Source organism: Microbacterium sp. 4NA327F11 (assembly GCF_005503465.1).
GTDB classification, from domain to species: Bacteria; Actinomycetota; Actinomycetes; order Actinomycetales; family Microbacteriaceae; genus Microbacterium; species Microbacterium ginsengisoli.
Window position 1 is genome coordinate 104079 of the sequence record NZ_SCOB01000009.1, and the last position, 20707, is coordinate 124785.

Annotated in this window: 17 protein-coding genes; 8 read left to right on the forward strand and 9 right to left on the reverse strand. The window is 71.3% G+C overall.

Annotation, left to right across the window (positions count from 1 at the left end; all coding sequences use genetic code 11):
* Nucleotides 1–4: 4 nt before the first annotated feature.
* Together FFS51_RS07940 and FFS51_RS07945 are read right to left on the reverse strand one after the other, a co-directional pair.
* A complete protein-coding gene (locus tag FFS51_RS07940; RefSeq protein ID WP_045248631.1) occupies nt 5–865 on the reverse strand; it encodes an NYN domain-containing protein in 861 nt (286 codons plus the stop codon).
* Nucleotides 865–1848: a Gfo/Idh/MocA family protein gene (locus FFS51_RS07945; protein ID WP_137878013.1), complete on the reverse strand. Its 984-nt coding sequence runs from the start codon at nt 1846–1848 to the stop codon at nt 865–867. The genes FFS51_RS07940 and FFS51_RS07945 overlap by 1 nt, the downstream gene beginning before the upstream one ends.
* A 53-nt stretch (nt 1849–1901) precedes the next feature.
* Here FFS51_RS07945 and FFS51_RS07950 point away from each other — a divergent pair, with 53 nt between their 5' ends.
* Nucleotides 1902–3230: a M20/M25/M40 family metallo-hydrolase gene (locus FFS51_RS07950; RefSeq protein WP_137878014.1), complete on the forward strand. Its 1329-nt coding sequence runs from the start codon at nt 1902–1904 to the stop codon at nt 3228–3230.
* Nucleotides 3231–3308: 78 nt separating this feature from the next.
* Here the strand turns inward: FFS51_RS07950 and FFS51_RS07955 are convergent, their stop codons facing one another.
* Genes FFS51_RS07955 through FFS51_RS07965 form a run of 3 tightly spaced genes read right to left on the reverse strand, consistent with a single transcriptional unit; the run spans nt 3309 to nt 9089 of the window.
* On the reverse strand, nt 3309–4613 hold the full coding sequence (locus FFS51_RS07955; RefSeq protein WP_137878015.1) for an O-acetylhomoserine aminocarboxypropyltransferase/cysteine synthase family protein: 1305 nt from the start codon (nt 4611–4613) through the stop codon (nt 3309–3311).
* Nucleotides 4614–4667: 54 nt separating this feature from the next.
* The gene (gene hrpA, locus FFS51_RS07960) at nt 4668–8582 is read right to left on the reverse strand and encodes an ATP-dependent RNA helicase HrpA (protein WP_137878016.1); all 3915 of its coding nucleotides are present in this window, start codon (nt 8580–8582) and stop codon (nt 4668–4670) included.
* Between the two features lie 12 nt (nt 8583–8594).
* On the reverse strand, nt 8595–9089 hold the full coding sequence (locus tag FFS51_RS07965; RefSeq protein ID WP_137878017.1) for a MarR family transcriptional regulator: 495 nt from the start codon (nt 9087–9089) through the stop codon (nt 8595–8597).
* A 93-nt stretch (nt 9090–9182) separates the two neighbouring features.
* On the opposite strand from FFS51_RS07965, the gene FFS51_RS07970 reads away from it, so the two are divergent.
* From FFS51_RS07970 to FFS51_RS07980, 3 genes are all read left to right on the forward strand, one after another.
* Nucleotides 9183–9569: a DUF7882 family protein gene (locus FFS51_RS07970; RefSeq protein WP_048808811.1), complete on the forward strand. Its 387-nt coding sequence runs from the start codon at nt 9183–9185 to the stop codon at nt 9567–9569.
* Between the two features lie 29 nt (nt 9570–9598).
* Complete coding sequence (locus FFS51_RS07975) at nt 9599–10126, forward strand: MarR family winged helix-turn-helix transcriptional regulator (RefSeq protein ID WP_045248636.1); 528 nt, start codon at nt 9599–9601, stop codon at nt 10124–10126.
* Between the two features lie 98 nt (nt 10127–10224).
* Nucleotides 10225–10473 (forward strand): three-helix bundle dimerization domain-containing protein, encoded by a 249-nt coding sequence (locus FFS51_RS07980; RefSeq protein WP_056210151.1) that lies wholly within the window; start codon nt 10225–10227, stop codon nt 10471–10473.
* A gap of 60 nt (nt 10474–10533) precedes the next feature.
* Here FFS51_RS07980 and FFS51_RS07985 read toward each other — a convergent pair whose 3' ends face one another.
* Nucleotides 10534–12075 carry a dolichyl-phosphate-mannose--protein mannosyltransferase gene (locus FFS51_RS07985; RefSeq protein WP_249352687.1) on the reverse strand — a complete coding sequence of 514 codons (1542 nt, stop codon included), beginning with the start codon at nt 12073–12075 and terminating at the stop codon, nt 10534–10536.
* A 23-nt stretch (nt 12076–12098) separates the two neighbouring features.
* Here FFS51_RS07985 and rsmI point away from each other — a divergent pair, with 23 nt between their 5' ends.
* Genes rsmI through FFS51_RS08000 form a run of 3 tightly spaced genes read left to right on the forward strand, consistent with a single transcriptional unit; the run spans nt 12099 to nt 15434 of the window.
* Nucleotides 12099–12917, forward strand: a complete 819-nt coding sequence (gene rsmI / locus FFS51_RS07990; protein ID WP_137878018.1) for a 16S rRNA (cytidine(1402)-2'-O)-methyltransferase — start codon at nt 12099–12101, stop codon at nt 12915–12917.
* A 52-nt stretch (nt 12918–12969) separates the two neighbouring features.
* Nucleotides 12970–14544, forward strand: coding sequence for a methionine--tRNA ligase (metG, locus tag FFS51_RS07995; RefSeq protein WP_056210147.1), 1575 nt, complete (start codon nt 12970–12972; stop codon nt 14542–14544).
* Nucleotides 14541–15434 carry a TatD family hydrolase gene (locus tag FFS51_RS08000; RefSeq protein ID WP_137878019.1) on the forward strand — a complete coding sequence of 298 codons (894 nt, stop codon included), beginning with the start codon at nt 14541–14543 and terminating at the stop codon, nt 15432–15434. The genes metG and FFS51_RS08000 overlap by 4 nt, the downstream gene beginning before the upstream one ends.
* Nucleotides 15435–15471: 37 nt before the next feature.
* On the opposite strand, the gene FFS51_RS08005 is transcribed toward FFS51_RS08000, so the two are convergent.
* Nucleotides 15472–16803 carry an ABC transporter ATP-binding protein gene (locus FFS51_RS08005; RefSeq protein WP_137878020.1) on the reverse strand — a complete coding sequence of 444 codons (1332 nt, stop codon included), beginning with the start codon at nt 16801–16803 and terminating at the stop codon, nt 15472–15474.
* A gap of 32 nt (nt 16804–16835) precedes the next feature.
* A complete protein-coding gene (locus FFS51_RS08010) occupies nt 16836–18581 on the reverse strand; it encodes an ABC transporter permease (protein WP_137878021.1) in 1746 nt (581 codons plus the stop codon).
* Between the two features lie 213 nt (nt 18582–18794).
* Between FFS51_RS08010 and FFS51_RS08015 the strand changes: the two genes are divergently transcribed.
* Nucleotides 18795–19175, forward strand: a complete 381-nt coding sequence (locus FFS51_RS08015) for an ArsR/SmtB family transcription factor (protein ID WP_137878022.1) — start codon at nt 18795–18797, stop codon at nt 19173–19175.
* A 34-nt stretch (nt 19176–19209) separates the two neighbouring features.
* On the opposite strand, the gene FFS51_RS08020 is transcribed toward FFS51_RS08015, so the two are convergent.
* The gene (locus FFS51_RS08020) at nt 19210–20655 is read right to left on the reverse strand and encodes a sugar porter family MFS transporter (RefSeq protein ID WP_137878023.1); all 1446 of its coding nucleotides are present in this window, start codon (nt 20653–20655) and stop codon (nt 19210–19212) included.
* Nucleotides 20656–20707 lie beyond the last annotated feature (52 nt).

A 20707-nucleotide genomic window follows, 5' to 3' on the forward strand; every position in this document is an offset into this window, starting at 1 on the left:
CGGCTCAGCGCTTCGCGTCGACCAACCGGATACGCACGATGTTGTCGGTCTCGTCGAGCTCCGCGATCTCTGGATGCGCCGACACGAACTCGCTGAAGCTGCGGTGTCCGAGCGCCTTCTCGCTGAACGACGGGTCGAGGCGCAGCAGCAGCGCCTTCACGGCCGACGCGTGCTGCCACTGCGACGGGTCCTTGTCGTTCTCAAGGCGCAGCGCGCGTTCGAGCAGCTCGGCGGCCGGGTCGACCTGGCGCTTGCGGGCGCGCGGGCGTGAGGGAGCGGCATCCTTCTTCTGCTCGGGAGCCGCGACCCCCGGAAGCGAGTCGTACGAGTCGAAGCGGTCGCACGCGGCGGCCAGAGACTTCGCGGTCGATCCCGCCACCCCGACGCCGACCACGAAGCGTCCCAGGCGCTTGCAGCGCTGCGCGAGCGGCACATAGTCCGAGTCGCCCGCCGCGATCACGACGTGGGTGAGGTCGGGCAGGCGGAACATGTCCTCGACGGCGTCGACCGCGAGCCGGATGTCGGCGCCGTTCTTGCCGTAGGCGGCCGCGGGGAACAGCTGCACGAGATCGACCGCGCGCGCGACGAGCTGCGAGCGATACTCGGCGTTCACCGGGGCGGACCAGTCGGCGTAGGCGCGCACGAGCACCAGCGTGCCGAAGGACGTCGCATAGTCGATGATCGCGCCGATGTCGACGGTGGCGGCGGCGAGACGTTCGGCGACCTCGGTGTCGCCCGTACCCTCCGCGATGCGGGTGCGGTCGCGGCTGTACGAGCCGCGGCCGTGCACCCGGTCGTACCAGCTGATGACGATGTTGTCGAAGTCGAGGTACACCGCCACGCGGGGCGTCGTGGAGTCGGGCATCAGCTCTCCCCGGGGTAGCTCACGCCGAGCTGCGAGCGGATGTCATCGAGCGCCGCCATGATCGCCACCGTCTCGTCGATCGGCAGCAGATCGCTGTCGCGCCCGCCGTCCGCGATGATGCGCTCGGCGGCCAGTGCCTGGTACTGCATGCCGCGCCCCGTGACGCGGTTCTCCCACGTCTCGGCGACCGTTCCGTCGGGGAGGGTGAGGCGCGCGGTCGTCGGCGTGTACCAGACGTGGTCGATGTCGATGCGGGCAGCGGTGCCGATGACGTGCGCGACGTTCGGGCCGGCGGCCCGCGACGACGACAGCGTCGTCGCGATCGCGCCGCCGGCATGGGTCGAGATCGTGGCGACCTCGGTGTCGGCGCCCGTCTCGCCCAGGCGTCCGCGGGCGACGAGGGAATCCGGTGCGCCCAGCAGATCCCACGCGAACGAGATCGGGTAGATGCCGAGGTCGAGCAGGGCGCCCCCGCCGAGCGCGAGCGCGTTGATGCGGTGCGACGGATCGGTCGGCAGCGACTGCGTGTGGTCGGCCGTCACCGTGCGCACCTCCCCCAGCCGGCCGCCGCGCACGAGCTTGCGCACCCAGGCCATGTGCGGCAGATAGCGGGTCCACATGGCTTCCATCGCGAGCACGCCCGCCGAGCGCGCCGCGTCGCGTACGGCGGCCGCCTGCGCGGCATCCTGGGTGAACGCCTTCTCCACCAGCACGTGCTTGCCGTGCGCGATCGCCGCGAGGGCGTTCTCGGCGTGCAGCGGATGCGGCGTCGCGACATAGACGATGTCGACGTCCGGGTCTGCGACCAGCTCCTCATAAGACCCGTGCGCCCGCGGGATCTCGAACCGCTCGGCGAACCGCGCCGACGACTCGGCCGCGCGCGAGCCCACAGCCGCGACGTCCAGGCCCGCGTGCCGAAGGTCGGAGGTGAAGGATGTCGCGATCCCACCGGTCGCGAGGATGCCCCATCGAAGCCCGCTCATGCGTCGAGCGTAGCCCTGCGGCATCCTCTGGCGCGCGGTCGTAGGCTCGGGGGGTGACCACTGCGATCGACAGGTTCATCGAGCTGCTGCGCATCCCGACCGTGTCGTCGGTCGACGAGGAGAACGTCGACTGGGGGGTCTTCGCGACGTTCCGCTCCGCACTCGTCAAGCTCTACCCTCTCGTGCACGAACGGCTCGAGGTGGAGCTGGTCGCCGGCCACGCGCTGCTGATCCGCTGGCCGGGACTCAGCTCCGGCGCCCCGCTCGTGCTCATGGCGCACCAGGACGTCGTGCCCGCAGACCCCGCCGAGTGGACGACCCCGCCCTTCTCTCCGACGGTGTTCGGCGAGGGCGAGGACGAGACGATCCGTGCGCGTGGCGCGATCGACGACAAGGGGGCGCTGGTCGCGATCCTCGAGGCCGTCGAGGCCCTGCTCGCCGACGGATTCTCGCCCGCGCGAGACGTCTACCTCGCCTTCGGGCACAACGAGGAGACCGCGGGCGACGGCGCCGGCGCGATCGTCGCCGTGCTCGACGAACGCGGCGTGCGGCCAGGACTCGTGCTCGACGAGGGCGGCGCCGTCGTCGAGGGCGTGCTGCCGGGCGTCACGCGGCCGACCGCGATGATCGGCGTCGCCGAGCGCGGCGTCATGACCCTCACGCTCACCGTCGCCGAGGCCGGCGGGCACGCCTCCACACCGCCGCGGATGCCCGCGACCGCTCGGCTCGCGCGCGCGATCGATCGTCTGCGCCGAACCCCGTTCCGCACTCGCATCACCCCGCCCGTGCGCGCGATGTTCGCCACGGCCGCGCAGGCGGCGCCGCCGGCGCTCGCCGCCGTGTTCCGCTCGCTCGGGTGGACGGGGCCTGTGCTCTCCCGGGCGCTGGCACTCCTCGGCCCCGAGACGAACGCGCTGGTTCGCACCACGGCCGCCGTCACCGAGCTGAGCGGGGCGACGGGCGAGAACGTGCTCGCCACGCGCGCCAGAGCGGTCGTCAACATCCGCCTTCTCCCGGGCGACACGGTCGAGGGAGTCACCCGACACGTGCGTCGCGCCGTGCGCGACGACCGGGTCGAGGTCGAGGTGTTCCGCGCGTCGAACCCGTCGCCGGTCTCGCCGTGGCGCGGTGAGCCGTGGCAGCGTCTCTCGGCCGCCGTCCGGTCGGCTCTCGGTGACGGCGTGCTGGCGACCCCGTACGTGCAGTTGGGGGCGAGCGACTCGCGGTTCTTCACCGCGATCAGCGAGCACGTCTACCGGTTCACGCCGTTCCACCTGACGCGCGCGGAGCGCGACTGCCTGCACGCTCCCGACGAGCGCATCCGCGTGCAGGTCTGGCTGCGCGGGATCGAGTTCTACCGCGACCTGCTGCGCGCGAGCTGACGTCGAAGCCGGCGGCGGGATCGCGCCGGAGGCTGCGCGGCCGCCCGGCCGGGCCCGGGTCGCCGCGGCGGTCGGGTCTCAGCCGAGCGCCTGCACCAGGTCGGCGATGATCTCGTCGGGATCCTCGAGGCCGATCGACAGTCGCACGGTGGTCTCGGAGATGCCCGCCGCGGCTCGCTGGTCGGGCGTCAGGTGGCTGTGGGTCATGGACGCCGGGTGGGCGACCATGCTGCGCGCGTCGCCGATGTTCGCGACGAGCCGCAGCAGCCGCAGCCGCTCGACGAACTGCTCGACGAGGGCGAAGTCGCCGTCGGCGTCCCCGGTCGAGACGAGGTCGACGGAGAACACGGATGCCGCACCCCGCGGAAGGTACGCGAGGGCCGCCGCGTGCCACGGGCTGTCGGGGAGCGACGGATGGTGCACCTTCGCGATGCGTGGGTGGTCGGCGAGGGCGGACGCGACCTTCTCGGCGCTCTCGCTGTGCCGGCCGAGCCTCAGGTCGAGGGTCTCGACGCCCTGCAGCAGCTGGAAGGCGCTCGTCGCCGACAGCGTCGGACCGAGGTCGTGCACGTACTTCGTCTTGATCAGTGCGATGAAGGGCGACCCCCGCTCGCCGAACCGTTCGACGAGGCTGCCGCCGCCGGTGCGCGCGTAGGGCGCGGTCAGCTGCGGCCAGCGCTCGGGGTGCGCCGTGAAGTCGAACGTGCCGAGGTCGACGATCACGCCGCCGAGGGTCGAGCCGTGACCGCCGAGGAACTTCGTCGCCGAGTGCACGACGATGTCGGCGCCGAATTCCTTCGGGCGCTGCAGGGCCGGGGTCGCCACGGTGTTGTCGATCACGAGCGGAAGCCCCGCCGCGTGGGCGACCTCGGCGACCTCGCTCACCCGCAGCACCTGGGCGAGGGGGTTCGCGACCGACTCCGCGAACAGCACGCGCGTCGTCGGACGGATGGCCGCGCGCCAGGCGTCGATGTCGTCCTGGTCGACGAACGTCACCTCGATGCCCCAGTCGGGGAACGTGTCGTGCAGCAGGTCGACGGTGCCGCCGTAGAGCTGGCTGGCGGCGACGATGTGCTGTCCCTGGTGCACGAGGGCGAGGAGGGAGAGAGCGACAGCGGCCTGTCCCGAGGCGACGCTTGCGGCAGCGATGCCGCCCTCGAGAGCGGCGATGCGCTCCTCGAGCACGAGCACGGTGGGGTTTGCAGCGCGCGAGTAGATGTCGCCGTTCTTGCGCAGTGCGAACAGGTCACGCGCTTCGGCGAGCGAGGAGAACGCGAACGCGGCGGACTGGTAGATCGGCGGCACGGCGGTGTGCACCTCGGTGCGCGGGTCGTAGCCCGCCTGCACCTGGGCCGTCGCGAGCGAGCGTTCGGGAAGCGTCATGCGCTCATTGTCGCGGCTCGATCTTGGTGCCGCACCTTCGTGTGTCCGCGCGTGTCAGGAGTCGCCGGCGAGGGCTTTGACGATGCGCGGGAGAGAGACCGACTCGGCCGTGCCGAGGCGCTGGGCGAACAGGCTCACCCGCAGCTCCTCGAGCAGCCACCGCGCCCGCACGAGCGGGGCCGGCGCACCGGGCGGCAGCGGTAGCGTGCCGCCCGCCTCGGCGTAGGCGGTTGCCGCGCGCTCGAACTCGGTCTGGCGCTGCCGGTCGCGGCCGGGGTTGTCGCCGAGGGCGGCGAGGCGGCCGAGAGACCCCTGGAGGTAGCGGGGGAGATGGGCGAGACGGTCGAGGCCGGTCGCCGAGACGAACCCGGGGTGCACGAGGCCGGCCAGCTGGCCGCGCACATCGGCGAGCGGGGCGATGAGGGTGATCGACGTCTGCGCCTTGAGCGCCCGCTCCACGTCGCGCGCGAGCACCAGGATGCGCGCGGTGAGCGAGACGGCGGCGAACAGCGCATCGGTCACCTCGGACGAGAACGCGTCGCGCGCGGCGGTGAAGGCCTCGCGAGTGCGGATGCCGCCGGGGTGCCGCGCGATCACGGCGTCGGCGACGGCGCCGCGGGCATCCTCGACGAGCGCCCGGGCGCTCGGGTAGGGCGATGCGGCAAGGGCGAGCTTCTCGGTGGCGGTGAGGTGCTCGAGCACGTAGGCGGCGGGGGAAGGTACGGCGAGCAGCAGCAGTCGCCGCACACCGTCACGCGTGGCGCGGGCGGCGGCCTCCGGCGTCGCCTGGATGCGCAGCGCCACGCTCTCGCCCTCATCGACGAGCGCGGGGTAGCCGCGCACCGTGCCACCGGCGACCCGGCTGTCGACGAGCTCGGGCAGCACGTCGAGGTCGAAGTCGGTGAGACCGGCGCGTTCGACGAAGCCGCCCGCGACGGGCCCCGTCTGGCGGGGTCCGGGAACGGGTGCGGATGCCGCGGCCTGTGGCCCGCGCGCGAGGGATCGCGCGACCGAGGAGCGCGCGCGGTCGGCGAGGCGGGACTGCAGGTCGGCGAGGTCGCGTCCGCTGCCGACCGCGCGGCCGCGATCGTCGACGACGCGGAACGACACGGCGAGGTGGGCGGGCACGCGGTCGAGCTCGAAGTCGGCGCCCGACACCGGCTGGCTGGCGACGCGTCGGATGCGGTCGGCGAGCGCCTCGGCGAGGGAGCGCGCCGGGAGTCCGTCGTGGTGTTCGGGGGCGTCGGCGGCGATCTCCTCGGCGAACCGCGCGGCGAAGTCGGCGGCCGGCACGACGTGGCGGCGGATGACCTTGGGGAGGGCGCGGATGAGGGCCGCGATCAGCTCGTCGCGCATCCCGGGCACCTGCCAGTCGAAGCCCGCGGGCTGGAGCGAGGCGAGCAGGGCGAGCGGCACGATCGCCGTCACGCCGTCGTCGGGAGCGCCCGGCTCGAAGCGGTAGGCGAGCTGCAGCACCTGGTCGCCCTGCGTCCACCGCGCGGGGAAGTCGCCGGCGGCGGCCGTGCCCGACCCGTCGAGCAGGTCGTCCTCACGCAGGTCGAGCAGGTGCGGCGTGCGGGACGCGGCATCCTTCCACCACGTCTCGAACGAGCGCAGGTCGAACACGTCGCGCGGGATGCGGGCGTCGTAGAACGCGAACACCGCCTCGTCGCCGGCGAGGATGTCGCGTCGACGCTCGCGCTCTTCGACCTTCTCGAGTCGGCGTCGCAGATCGAGGTTGCGTCGAGCGAAGGCGGTGAGCGTCTTGCCCAGGCGTGTCGGGTCCCAGTCCTCCTCGACGAGCGCGTGCCGCACGAACAGCTCCCGGGCGAGGTCCCGATCGAACCGGGCCAGCTGCACCCGGCGGCGCGGGATGATCTCGACCCCGAACAGCGTCACCTTCTCGGCTGCGACGGCGGCGCCGGCGTCCTTCGACCAGTGCGGGTCGCTGAGCTGACGTTTCGCGAGGTCGCCCGCGAGGGCCTCCGCCCAGGCGGGATCGATCGCCGCGGCCGTGCGGGCGTACAGCCTGCTCGTCTCGACCAGCTCGGCCGCCATGACCGCGTCGGGGGCCTTGGCCCTCACGCCCGAGCCGGGGAAGATCGCGAAGCGCGCCCCCCGCGCCCCGCGGTACTCGGCCGCCGGACGGCGTCCCTTCGGCGGTGCGGAGCCGGCGAGCCGGTCGTCGCGGATGCCGATGTGGGACAGGAGCCCCGCGAGGATGGCCGTGTGCACAGCCACCGGGTCGGCCGCGGCATCCGTCGTCCTGTGCGTCCCGCCGATCTGCGCGCTCAGCTGCCGGTGCACGTCGAACCACTCGCGCACCCGCACGTAGTTCAGGAACTCGGCCCGGCACGCGCGGCGGAACGCGCTCGAGCCGAGCGCGGACTGCTGGGCCCGCAGGTGTCGCCAGAGGTTCAGGAGCGTGAGGAAGTCGCTCGTCGGGTCGGTGAAGCGGGCGTGTTGCCGGTCGGCCTCCTCGCGGCGCTCCTCGGGGCGTTCGCGGACATCCTGGATCGACAGGCCCGCGACGATTGGCAGCACGTCGGCGACGACGCCGGTGCGCTCCGCCTCGATGAGCATGCGGGCGAAGCGCGGGTCGATCGGGAGGCGGGAGAGCCGGGTGCCGACCTTCGTGAGACGGATGCCGTCGCGGGACCGGGTCACGGCACCGAGCTCGACGAGCAGGTCGACCGCCGCCGTGACCCCGCGGGAGTCCGGCGGGGTGAGGAACGGGAACTCGGCGATGTCGCCGAAGCCGAGCGCCAGCATCTGCAGCACGACCGACGCGAGCGAGGTGCGCAGCACCTCGGGTTCGGTGAACTCGGGCCGGCGATCGAAGTCGGCCTCCGCGTAGAGCCGGATGGCGACGCCCGGCGCCGTGCGGCCCGCGCGGCCCGAGCGCTGCTGCGCCGACGCCTGCGAGATCGCCTCGATCGGCAGGCGCTGCACCTTCGACCGGGCGCTGTAGCGCGAGATGCGGGCGGTGCCGGTGTCGACGACATAGCGGATGCCCGGAACGGTGAGGCTCGTCTCGGCGACGTTGGTCGAGAGGATGACACGGCGTCGGAGTCCTGCGACGGTCGACGGCTCGAACACCCGGTGCTGCTCCGCGGCCGACAGACGCCCGTACAACGGCAGCACCTCGGTCGGCGAGCGGTCGCTCGCGAATGCGGCGCGCACGGCATCGGCCGCATCGCGGATCTCCGCCTCGCCGGGGAGGAACACGAGCACGTCGCCGCGGGGCTCGGCATCGAGCTCGCGCAATGCCGCCACGATCGCGGACACCTCGTCGGCGTCGCCGGGGAGAGAGGACGCACCCTCGTCGTCGGCATCGTCCGCATCGTCCGGGAGTTCGGCGACGAGAGGGCGGTACCGCACCTCGACCGGGTAGGTGCGGCCGGACACCTCGATGACGGGCGCGGGGGAGCCCGCGGCATCCGAGAAATGACGCGCGAAGCTCTCGGGGTCGATCGTCGCCGACGTCACGATGACCTTCAGGTCGGGACGCTGCGGGAGGATGCGTCGCAGGTAGCCGAGCAGGAAGTCGATGTTGAGCGAGCGCTCGTGCGCCTCGTCGATGATGATCGTGTCGTAGCGGCGCAGCAGCCGGTCGCGGTGGATCTCGTTGAGCAGGATGCCGTCGGTGACGAGCGCGATGCGGGTATCATCGGTCACCTGGTCGGTGAAGCGCACCTTGTATCCGACGAGACCGCCGACCTCGACCCGCAGCTCCTGCGCGATGCGTTCGGCGATCGTCCGCGCCGCGAGCCGGCGGGGCTGCGTGTGGGCGATGCTCTCGCGGCCGAGCTCGAGGCAGATCTTCGGCAGCTGGGTGGTCTTGCCGGAACCGGTCGCGCCCGCGACGATGACGACCTGGTGGTCGCGGATCGCTGTTGCGATCTCGTCCCGCGCGGCGCTGACGGGCAGCTCGGCCGGGTAGACGATGACGGGCTGCGCGGGGGGCATGGCCGTCACATCCTACCGGCGGGGACGCCCGCCGCCGGCGGGGTCGTCGTCGTCGACCGCGCCTTCGTTCAGTGCAGCGACGAAGCCGTCGAGTGCGCGGGCGAGGGCGTCGCGCTCGACGTCCGAGAGGCTGGCCGCGGCCTCGAGCTGGTGCTCGTGCGCGGCCCGCAGCACCTTTCGCACCGGGGAGTCGGCGGGGATGGTGGGTTCCAGCACGATGCTGCGCCGGTCGCTCGGGTGCGCCGCGCGGCGGAGCAGCCCGGTGTTCTCGAGCCGGTCGATGATGGCCGTCGCTGCCGCGCTCGATGCGTCGAGGGTGCGGGCCACCTCGCTCGGGGTGACAGCGTGCCGCGCCTCCTCCGCGTCGAGCAGCAGCCGCACGAGATCGAGGTCGCGTCCGCCGAGCCCGAGGCGCCGCCGCACGTCACGCTCCGCGTCGCCGAGTGCGCGCTGCATACCCGCGAGCGAGCGCAGCAGTCGCTCGGGGTCCGTCGTGTACGCGCTCACGTCGCCGCCTCCTCGCGGGGCAGTCTACCCGCGATGGTTTGCTGATTTAGCTAATCTAGTGAGATACTCAGGGAGCGAACGAAGGGATGACTCATGGGCACCATGTTCTACGGCAACGGGGGCGGCATCCAGGTCGACGACCGCACCCTCGAGCACCTGCGACTCGCCGTCGCCACCCGTCTGAGACGTGGGGAATCGTTCATGGTGAGCATGCCGGTGGATGAACCCGGCCTCGGATCTCGGCGCAATCTCTGGGTGTCGCCGGCCATCCCGCTGCAGTTCATCGCGGCCGGCAGCAGGATGCCCTCGCTCAACCGGCTCTGGATCCAGGCGATGGGCGAGAGCGAGGACTCGACCGGCACTCTGACGGTGATGCCGGAGGCCGAGGCGGCGTCGTACCTCGAGCGCAAGCACCTGCGCACCATGAACCAGCTGGCGCCCCACGACGACGCGCCACGCGAGATGCGCGTCGCCGGGTGAGACGCATCCCTCGCCTCTATCATCGGAGCATGCCCACCACCGAGTTCGACGACAGCGGGTACTGGTACGCCGACACGGAGGACGCGCGTCGCGCGCGAGCCGTCCACCTGCTGCAGGCGTTCCGTCTCTACCGCGCCGCCGAGGTTGCCATGCGTCGTCGCACGCGCGAGGCGATGTCGATGGGCGAGAACGACCTGCTCGTGCTGCGCTACCTGCTCAAGGCCCAGCAGGAGGGCCGTTCGGTCTCGCCCGGTGAGCTGTCCCGCTACCTCGGCACCTCGACCGCCGCAGTCACCGCGATCATCGACCGACTCGAGCGCTCGAACCATGTGCGGCGGGAACGCCATGAGAGTGATCGCCGCAGCATCTACGTCGTGCCGACCGCGGAGAGCGACGACGAGGTGCGTCGCACCCTCGGTGACATGCACGACCGCATGCTCGACGCGGTCATCGACCTCAGCCCCGACGACACCCTCGTGGTGCTCGACACGCTCGCCCGCCTGCAGGCCGCGGTCGATCAGGTGCAGCCCGGAGCCCACGCGGGCGCCCGACGCTGAGAACGCGGCCCGCGGGTCGTTCACGAGTCGTGTAGCCAATCCAGTTTCCTACCCGACGGACATTCGACCCGCGACAGGCGGGCTGGGAGGATGACAGCGTGACCCCCGATTCCGAGCTGCCGTTCGTCGTGGACGGTTACGAGCTCACCTCCTACGCGGGCAGCGTCGATCGGCTCCTCGCCCGCCACCCGGCGAGGTCCCGCACCGAGATCGAGGCCGTTCTGGCGCGCGAGCACGACGCGTTCACGGGCGGGCGCCCTGTCGCCATCCCCGTCGCCGTGGAGAACGGTGCTGACGAGGTGCTCTCGCTCCGCGAAGACGACGCGGCCGACGGCGCCGTCGCCTGACGGTCGCGCCGCGGCATCCGATCCACCCGCGTCGAGCCCCGCGGGTTCATCCGTGCTGGGTCAGATCCAGCTCTGCATCCAGTTGTGCAGGCGCCAGAAGTCGTAGGGCACCGGCATGGCCGTCCACACCGGGTACCAGAAAGCCGACAGCACGACGGCGACCCCGAGGAAGACGAGGACCACGCCCTGCCCCGAGCGTCGCCGGGCGGGAGAGGCATCCGAACCGCCCGCGATGTCGCGCGCGGCCAGGGCGACCGCGATGACGAGGAAGGGCAGCATCACGATCGTGTAGAACTGGAAGATCGTGCGGTCGGGGTAGAGCAGCCACGGCACATACGTCGCGATGATCCCGACGAGCACGAAGCCCGCCGCCGCATCCGGTCTCCGAACGAACCGCACCAGCAGATAGATCGCGGCGGCGATTCCCGCCCACCAGATAAGCGGGTTCGGGATGCTCGAGATCGCCTGCACGCCGTTCGCCCCCTGCTCCCAGTACATCGAGGTGGGGCGGATGAGCAGCGGCCACTCCCAGGCCGGGCTCTGATAGCTGTGCGGGGTGTGCAGGTTCACGTTGAAGCCGTACATCGCGCCGTGGTACACCCACAGGTTCTGCAGCGGCTGCGGCAGGAGCGCGGCGAGCCCCGCAGGCGGCGCGCCCGAGTACTGCCGGTCGTAGCCGCCGGCGGTCACGAGCCACCCCGTCCACGAGACGACGTAGACGACGAGGGCGACAGGCAGCATCAGCACCGCAGACCAGAGCCCCTGCCGCACGGCGTCGAGGTGCCACATCCGGATGCCGAGACGCCACCGGGCGACCGCGTCGGAGATGACCACGTAGACACCGAGCGCGGCGATGACGTACAGCCCCGACCACTTCACGGCCGTCGCCGCGCCCGCTGCGGCACCGGCCGCGAGCAGCCACGGGCGGTTCCACAGCAGCCGGCCCCACGCGCTCGGCCGGTCGGGGTCCCGGGCGCCCAACCGGCGATCGCACCACGCGCGGTCGAGGAGGACGAACCAGAACGCGAGGATCACGAAGAACGTGAGGATGCCGTCGAGGAGCGCCACCCGGCTCATCACGATCGCGAGCCCGTCGATCGCCATCAGCAGCGACGCGATCGTGGCCGCGGCCACCGACCGGGTGAGCGCCTTCGTGACGAGGTAGACCAGCAGCACGGTGGCCGTGCCGAGCAGCGCGACCGAGAATCGCCAGCCGAACGACGACGCCGGGCCGAAGATCCACATGCCGAGTCCGATGATCCACTTGCCGAGCGGAGGATGCACGACGAAGCTGCCGGACGTCTCGTAGTCGTCGGTCACGCCCTGCTCGAACGCGCCGTTCGCGTTGGCGGGCCAGTTGGCGGGGTAGCCCAGGTTCCACTGGCTCCATGCGTCCTTGACGTAGTAGGTCTCGTCGAAGACGATCGCGTGCGGGTTCTGCAGGTTCCAGAAGCGCAGCACGGCCGCGAGGAGGGTCACCAGCAGCGGCGCCAGCCACGAGATCCGACGCTGCAGGGCGGCATCGGCGCGCACGCGCATCGCCCACCGGTCGTAGCGGGAGAGGGGTGCGTTCTCGAGGAGGGGCGGCGCGGTGCGGCTCACGGGCACCAGCCTATGCTGGGGCGGTGTTGAAGCTCGCGGCGACTCCGATCGGCAACCTCGGCGACGCGTCGTCGCGGCTGCGAGAAGTGCTCGAGGCCGCCGAGGTCATCTGCGCAGAGGACACCCGCACCGCCCAGCGCCTGCTCGCCGGCCTCGGCATCGAGAACCGCCCGCGGCTGATCGCGGTGCACGACCACAACGAGAAGCAGAAGGCCGCCGAGGTCGCGGCGCTCGCCGCGACCCGAGAGGTCGTGCTGCTCAGCGACGCGGGTATGCCGACAGTCAGTGACCCGGGCTACGCCGTGGTCGCCGAGGCCGTCGCACAGGGCGTCGAGCTCACCGTCATCCCCGGTCCGTCCGCCGTCGTCACCGCCCTCGCGCTCGCCGGCCTCCCGACCGATCGGTTCACCTTCGAAGGCTTCGTGCCGCGAAAGAGCGGGGAGCGGGCGTCGGCGTTCGGCGCGCTCGCCGGCGAGCGCCGCACGATGGTGTTCTTCGAGGCGCCGACCCGCCTGGCTGCGACGCTCGCCGACATGGGCGCGGCGTTCGGCGGAGACCGCCGCGCGGCCGTGTGCCGCGAGCTCACGAAGCTGCACGAGGAGGTCGTACGCGGCGGCCTCGCCGAGCTCTCCGCCTGGGCGGAGGCGGGCGTGCGCGGGGAGTGCGTCGTGGTGGTCGCGGGTGCGGTGCCGGTCTCCGTCTCCCTCGACGACGCCGTCGCGCGGGTGGTCGAGCTCGACCGGGCGGGAACCCGATTGAAGGATGCCGCGACCGCCGTCGCCGCCGAGACGGGACTCGCCTCCCGCGACCTGTACCAAGCGGCCCTCGCGCGCCGCGGCTGAAGAGGCCGTCACAACGGCGAGGAGGGGCATCCGGCCCTTCTAGAATCTATGGGTGACGTCCGGTTCCTCCTTCTACATCACGACGCCGATCTATTACCCGAGCGATGTGCCGCACATCGGCCACGGGTACACGACCGTCGCGGTGGACACCCTTGCCCGCTGGCACCGCCAGGCGGGCGATGACACCTGGATGCTGACGGGCACCGACGAGCACGGGCAGAAGATGCTGCGCGCCGCGGCCGCCAACGGCGTCACCCCGCAGGAGTGGGTCGACAAGCTGGTCGGCGAGGCGTGGTTCCCGCTGCTGACGACCCTGGACGTTTCGAACGACGACTTCATCCGCACCACCCAGGAGCGGCATGAGGAGGGCGTCAAGCGTTTCGTGCAGGCCATCTACGACCGCGGCTACATCTACGCCGGCGAGTACGAGGCGCTGTACTGCGTGGGCTGCGAGGAGTTCAAGCCCGAGAGCGAGATCGTCGACGGCACCGGTCCGTTCGAGGGTCTGAAGGTCTGCGCGATCCACTCCAAGCCACTCGAGCTGCTGCAGGAGAAGAACTACTTCTTCAAGCTCAGCGAGTTCACCGAGCCCCTGCTGAAGCTCTACAAGGACAACCCCGACTTCATCCGTCCCGAGTCGGCGCGCAACGAGGTCATCTCCTTCGTGCGCTCGGGCCTGAAGGACCTGTCGATCTCGCGCTCCGCGTTCGACTGGGGCATCAAGGTGCCGTGGGACGACACCCACGTCATCTACGTGTGGGTCGACGCGCTGCTGAACTACGCGACCGCCGTCGGCTACGGCGCCGACGAGACCCAGTTCGAGCGCCGGTGGCCGGCGTTCCACGTGGTCGGTAAGGACATCCTGCGCTTCCACGCGGTCATCTGGCCGGCGATGCTGCTCGCGGCGGGTCTCGAGGTTCCGCGCGGCGTGTTCGCGCACGGCTGGCTGCTCGTCGGCGGCGAGAAGATGTCGAAGTCGAAGCTCACCGGCATCGCGCCGACCGAGATCACCGACACGTTCGGCTCCGACGCGTACCGCTTCTACTTCCTGTCGGCGATCGCGTTCGGCCAGGACGGCTCGTTCTCGTGGGAGGACCTCTCCGCCCGCTACCAGGCCGAGCTCGCCAACGGTTTCGGCAACCTCGCCTCCCGCACGATCGCGATGATCGAGCGCTACGTCGAGGGCATCGTGCCGCCGCCGGCCGCGTATGCGGAGGGCGATCTCGCGATCCAGAAGATCGTGGCGGATGCCGCGGCGAACGCCGATGCGGCCATCGAGCGGTTCCGCATCGATGAAGCGATCGCCGCCATCTGGACCATCGTCGACGCCCTCAACGGCTACATCACCGAGAACGAGCCCTGGGTGCTCGCCAAGGAGGACGGCGACCGCGAGCGGCTCGGCACCGTGCTCTACACGGCGGCCGAGGGGCTGCGGGCCCTCGCCGTGCTGCTGAGCCCGGTCACCCCGATCGCGACAGAGAAGCTCTGGATCGCACTCGGCGCCGCGGAGAGCCTGGGGCGCCTGGTCGACCAGCCGCTGCGCGCGGCGGGGAGCTGGGGCATCCTTCGTCCCGGCACATCGGTCAACGGGCTGTCTCCTCTCTTCCCGCGGGTCGAGACCGCGTGAGCGCGCAGGTTCCGAGCGATCCCAGCCAGTACGTGCGCGAGCGCACGGCCGACGGGCGCAAGGACCTGCGCTATCCCGACGCGCCGGAACCCCTCGCCGTCGCCGTCTACGACAACCACACGCACCTCGAGATCGCCGACGGCGACTCCCCGCTGACGCTCGCCGAGCAGCTCGACCGGGCCGAGGCCGTCGGCATCGCCGGCGTCGTGCAGGTGGGCGGCGACATCGAGTCGTCGCAGTGGTGTGCGTGGGCTGCTGAGCAGGACCGCCGGGTGCTCGCCGCCGTCGCCCTGCACCCGAACGAGGCGCCCGAGTACGCCGCCGCCGGACGCCTTGCTGAGGCGATCGAGGTCATCGACACCCTCGCCGCCCAGCCCCGGGTACGCGCGGTCGGCGAGACCGGACTCGACTTCTTCCGCACCGGCGAGGACGGCATCGCGGCCCAGGTCGAGAGCTTCGAGGCGCACATCGCGATCGCGAAGCGGCACAGCATCGCCATGCAGATCCACGACCGCGACGCGCACCAGGCCGTCTTCGACACCCTCGACCGCGTGGGCGCCCCGGAGAAGACCGTGTTCCACTGCTTCTCCGGCGATGCCGACATGGCGCGGGTCGCGAGCGACCGCGGCTACTGGCTGAGCTTCGCGGGCAACGTCACGTTCAAGAACGCCGAGAACCTGCGCGACGCCCTCCGCGTGGCGCCGCGCGATCGCATCCTGGTAGAGACGGATGCCCCGTTCCTCACGCCCGCGCCCTACCGCGGTCGCCCGAACGCCCCGTACCTCGTGCCGCTGACCGTGCGGTTCATGGCCGAGACGCTCGAGACCGACCTCGACGAGCTGTGCGCACAGCTCGCGGCGAACACGCTCGCCGTCTACGGCGAGTTCTGAACGGGCTCCGCAACAGCGGTGCGCCGCTCGGTCGGGGTCACACCCCGAACGCGGCGGCGACCTCGCCGAGCACGAGCTCGCCCGAGTCGGCGTCGTAGTCGAAGAGCTCCGCGTAGCGACCCCACTGGATCGCGATGTCCAGCTGCACCCGCGCGTCCGCCCCCGAGAAGCCGCGTCGCAGCAGGTCGAGGAAGAAGTCGTCGCGCAGGGCGCCGTCGTCGCTGTTCTCGAGCGCTTTGAGGATCGTGCGCACGAGCGGGGCGTGGGCCGCGCTGAGGCGTGCGAACAGCTTCTTCGACTCCTGGATGTCCGCGCGTCCCCAGGCGCGACCGTCCTCGGTGAGGAAGAGCTGCGCCCCGTCGACCTCGATGAACCCGAGCAGGGCGGCCGCGTCGACGAGGGGAAGGAGGTCGTCGACCTCGAAGGACAGCTCGTCGGCGAGGTCGGGCAGGTCGGTCTGGCCGTTGTGCGAGTGCACGATCTCGACGAGGCCGGCGAGCCCGCCCACGGACACGTCGGGCAGCGGCGCGCTGAGCGGAGTGGCGGCGACAGGCGCGGCCGCCGTGCCGGGAGCACCGGTGCCGGTGCCGGTCAGCAGGGCATAGAGCCGATCGACGGTCTGGGCGAAGAGCGGATGCCGCCGGTCGCGCGGGCGGGGGAGCGGCACCTCGACCTCGGCGCGCACGTGCCCGGGGTTCGAGCCGAGGACGAGGACGCGGTCGGCCATGAGCACCGCCTCCTCGATGTTGTGGGTCACGATGCAGACCGACTTCGTCGGGAAGTCGGGCTGCGCCCACAGCGACATCACCTCGTTGCGCAGGTTCTCGGCGGTGAGCACGTCGAGAGCCGAGAAGGGCTCGTCCATGAGCAGCGCGTCCGGGCGCAGCACCAGGGCGCGCGCGATCCCCACGCGCTGGCGCATGCCGCCGGAGAGCTCGCGCGGGTACGCCGACTCGAAGCCGTCGAGACCGATCAGGTCGATCGCGTCGAGGGCGCGCTGACGGCGCTCCGCGGCCGACACCGAGCGGGCGGCCAGTCCCAGCTCGACGTTTCCCTGCACCGTCAGCCACGGCATGAGCGCGAACGACTGGAACACCATCCCGACGCCCGGGTTCGCACCGTTGATCGGCCGGCCGCGGTAGCGCACCTCGCCGCTGGTGGGGGCGATGAGACCGGCGACCGTGCGCAGGAGGGTGGACTTCCCCGACCCGGACTTCCCGAGGAGTGCCACGATCTCGCCTTCTCGGAGGGTCAGCGACACCTCGTCGAGCACCGTGAGGGTGCCGCCGTCGCTCGAGGGGAAGGCTGTCGTGACGTCGTCGACCTCGACGATCGCGGTGTCGCGGACGGATGCGGTGTTCTGTGCCATGGGGCACCTCCTTCGCGGAGTGGGCGGGTGGGTCAGGTGAGGGAGAAACGACGTTCGGCGAGCCGGTACATCCGCCGCCAGAACAGCCGGTTGAGGCCGACGACGAACAGGCTCATCACGATCACCCCGACGTACACGCGGGGGCTGTCGCCGGTGGCGGTGGCGTTCGCGATGTACGCGCCGAGGCCGACGGCGGTGAGGGTCGTCGACCCGTAGGTCACGACCTCCGAGACGATCGACGCGTTCCAGGCGCCGCCGGCCGCGGTGATGCCGCCCGTCACCCACGACGCGAAGATGGCCGGCAGGATGAGGCGCGTCCAGCGCTGCCAGCGCGACAGGCGCAGGGATGTCGCGGCGTCCCGCAGGTCCGCCGGGATCGCCGAGGCGCCGGCGATGACGTTGAAGAGGATGTACCACTGCGCGCCGAGCGCCATCAGCAGGATTCCGCCGATGTTGAGCGAGATGCCGGTGTGGATGAGTGCCAGCGTGACGAACGGGAAGAGGAAGTTCGCCGGGAAGCTCGCGAGCACCTGCACGACGGGCTGAGCGAAGCGCGTCACCCGCGGGTTCATCCCGATCCACACGCCCACCGGCACCCAGATGATGGTGCCGAACACGAGCAGCACGAGCACGCGCCCGAAGGTCACGAGCCCGAGGCCCGCGGCATCCGCGAACTCCCACAGGCCGACGCTCGACTGCACGAAGATGATGACCTGCACGGTGCCCCACGTGAGGGCGACGGCGACGACCACGGCGAATGCGAGGTCGCCGATGCGCCGCCGGCGCGGGTCGACGCGCAGCGGCACGTCGGCGACGCCGAAGACCGCCATGGCCCGGTCGAGGCCGCGCCCGAGCGGTGCGAGCGCGCGGCCGATCAGGCGGGGCACCCCGGAGTGGCGCAGCACGTCGAGCACGACACTGCGCTGCGGCACCTGGCTCGACGTGTCGCCCATGCGGAAACGCTCCGCCCACGCGGTCAGCGGCCGCCAGAACAGCGTGTTCACCCCGACGACCATGACGATCATGACGGCGATGGCCCACAGGATCGCCGGGATGTTCTCCTCGGCCGTCGCGCTCGCGACGTACGATCCGATGCCGGGTAGGGCATACGTGTGGTTGTTGACAGAGATGACCTCGCTCGCGACGAGGAAGAACCAGCCCCCGCCGAAGCTCATCATGCCGTTCCAGACGAGCGGGATCATGCCGCTGGGCACGTCGAGCTTCCAGAAGCGCTGCCAGCGGGTCAACCGCAGCAGGCGCGCCGCCTCGTCGAGATCGCGCGGCTGCGTGGTGAGCGAGTTGTAGAACGCGAACGTCATGTTCCACGCCTGGCTCGTGAAGATCGCGAAGATCGAGGCGCACTCGACGCCGAGCTCGGAGTTCGGGAAGATGACGAGCCAGACGGTGAGCGTCACCGACAGGAACGCGAGCACCGGCACCGACTGCAGGATGTCGAGGATCGGGATCAGCACCTTCTCGCCGCGCCGCGACCGCGCGGCGGCGGTCGCGTAGACGAAGGTGAACACCACGGATGCCGCGAGCGCGATGAACATGCGCAGCAGCGACCGGGCGGCGTCGTAGGGCAGCTGTGACGGGTCGGTGGAGACGGCGTCGATGTCGCGAGACGGGTCGAACGGCGCGGCGATCCCCTGCGAGAGGTGGATGAGCAGCCACAGCACTGCGGCGAAGCCGACGAGCACGACGGCGTCGGCGGCGAGACGGGTGCCGGAGCGGGCGCCGACCGTGGTGTGGCCGGCGAAGGTGGTGGGCGTCGACATGGCGCGCTCCTTGCGGATGGGCGCGCTCCGGGCCTCCCGCGAGGCGGGTCAGCCGAGGGTGCGCGTGGCGGAGGGGAGTCGGGGACTGTCACTGGGAGAACTCATGTCCCTCACCTCCTCGCGCTCGTCGCGTCGCCCGCGGCATCCGGGCCTCGGATACCATACGCAATAGTCAATCAATTGCGCAAATGAACGGTGAACGTGAGGAGACGCATGAGCGACCGGACGACGGATGACTCGGGCGCACCCTCGGTCGCGCAGCTCGCCGCCGCCGCCGACACGTTCGACCTCCTGTCGGTTCCGGGCCGCCTGCACCTGGTGTGGCTGCTCTCGGACGACGAATCGGATGTCACGACCCTCGCTGAGCGCACCGGGGCGACGATCCCCGCGACGAGCCAGCAGCTCGCGAAGCTGCGCGCCGCCGGTGTGGTCAGCGCGCGCCGGCAGGGACGCCGGCAGCTCTATCGGGTCGACGATCCGCACATCGTCGCGGTGGTCGCGGCGATGCTCGACCACATCGCGCCCGACGGCACGCTCGCCGCGCCCCCGGACCCTCGGCGCCCACCGCGCCAGCCGCGCTTCGTGCGGGCGTGACCGCGACCCGGACGGCACCGGGCCGCGGCATCCGTCACCTCTTCGGTGCCGCCACGAACAGCGTCTCGGTCTTCTCGAGCTCCATGCCCTTGGTCTCCGGCACCTTCAGCAGCACGTAGACGAAGGAGAGGGCCGCGAACACGGCGTACATACCGTAGGTGAGCGGCAGCGACCACGCCGACATCGAGGGGAACGAGACCGTGATGACGAAGTTCGCGATCCACTGCGCCGCGGCCGCGACGCCGAGCGCGCGACCGCGGATGCGGCTCGGGAAGATCTCGCCCAGCAGCACCCACACGAGCGGACCCCACGACGCGCCGAACCCGATGACGAACACATTCGCGGCGACGAGCGCGATCGGGCCCCAGGCGCCCGGGAGGGACACCTCGCCGTTCACCGTGACCGAGAAGGTGAACGCGAGCGCCATGATGCCCAGCGACAGGGTCATCAGCACGGAGCCGACCAGCAGGATGGGCTTTCGGCCCACCCGGTCGACGAGGAAGATCGCGACCAGGGTGACGACGACGTTCGTGACCGAGGTGATGACGCTGATGACCAGCGAGTCACCCTCGGTGAACCCGACCGCGCGCCACAGCGTCGTCGAGTAGTAAAAGATCACGTTGATGCCGACGAACTGCTGGAACACCGACAGGATGATGCCCACCCAGACGATCGGCTGAAGTCCGAGCACGTGTCCGCGCAGCGACGCCTTCTTGGTGGTGCGGTCCGCGCTGATCGCGTTCGTCAGCTCGCGCAGGGTCTGCTCCAGGTCGGCCGGCGGCACGAGGCGGGCGAAGATCGCGCGCGCCTCGTCGGTGCGGCCGGCGGCGAGAAGGAAGCGCGGGGACTCGGGGAGGGTGAGAGCCAGGATCCCGTAGACCGCCGAGGGGATCACCCCGACGATGAACATCCAGCGCCAGGCCTCCAGGCCGAGCCAGAGCGTGTTCGCGGCGCCATCGGCCCACGTCGCGAGCAGCGCGTCGGACAGCAGTGCCCCGAAGATGCCGAGCGTGATCGCGAGCTGCTGCAGCGACGCCAGCGATCCGCGGATCTGACGCGGTGCGATCTCGGCGATATAGGCCGGCGCGACGACAGAGGCGATGCCGATGCCGAGGCCGCTCACCACGCGCCACAGGATCAGGTCGGGAACGCTGAAGGTGAGGCCCGCGCCGATCGAGGAGACGAAGAACAGGCCGGCGCCGAGCAGCATGACGCGCAGGCGCCCCCAGCGATCGGAGAGCGAGCCGGCGATCATCGCGCCGACGGCGCACCCGAGGAGCGCCACCGCGACGACGAAGCCCGTCAGTGCCGAGCCGAGGGAGAAGTGCCCGCCGATCGAGTCGACCGCGCCGTTGATGACCGACGAGTCGAAGCCGAACAGGAAACCTCCGACGGCCGCCGCGACCGACAGCCCCACCGCCCGTCGCCCGAAGGGGCTGCGCAGAGAGAAGGCGTCGGCGGGGATCGTTCCAGTGCTCACCGCACCACCCTAGTGGCGCCCGGAGAGGCGGGTCGGGGGTTGACGCCGCGCC

Excerpts from the sequence above, each read along its gene's own strand:
- FFS51_RS07970 (WP_048808811.1), top strand. The coding sequence starts at position 9,183 with ATGGGCACCATGTTCTACGGCAACGGGGGCGGCATCCAGGTCGACGAC.
- FFS51_RS07975 (WP_045248636.1), top strand. The coding sequence starts at position 9,599 with ATGCCCACCACCGAGTTCGACGACAGCGGGTACTGGTACGCCGACACG.
- FFS51_RS07945 (WP_137878013.1), bottom strand. The coding sequence starts at position 1,848 with ATGAGCGGGCTTCGATGGGGCATCCTCGCGACCGGTGGGATCGCGACA.
- FFS51_RS08015 (WP_137878022.1), top strand. The coding sequence starts at position 18,795 with ATGAGCGACCGGACGACGGATGACTCGGGCGCACCCTCGGTCGCGCAG.
- hrpA (WP_137878016.1), bottom strand. The coding sequence starts at position 8,582 with ATGCCCCCCGCGCAGCCCGTCATCGTCTACCCGGCCGAGCTGCCCGTC.
- FFS51_RS07955 (WP_137878015.1), bottom strand. The coding sequence starts at position 4,613 with ATGACGCTTCCCGAACGCTCGCTCGCGACGGCCCAGGTGCAGGCGGGC.
- FFS51_RS07940 (WP_045248631.1), bottom strand. The coding sequence starts at position 865 with ATGCCCGACTCCACGACGCCCCGCGTGGCGGTGTACCTCGACTTCGAC.
- FFS51_RS08010 (WP_137878021.1), bottom strand. The coding sequence starts at position 18,581 with ATGTCGACGCCCACCACCTTCGCCGGCCACACCACGGTCGGCGCCCGC.
- FFS51_RS08005 (WP_137878020.1), bottom strand. The coding sequence starts at position 16,803 with ATGGCACAGAACACCGCATCCGTCCGCGACACCGCGATCGTCGAGGTC.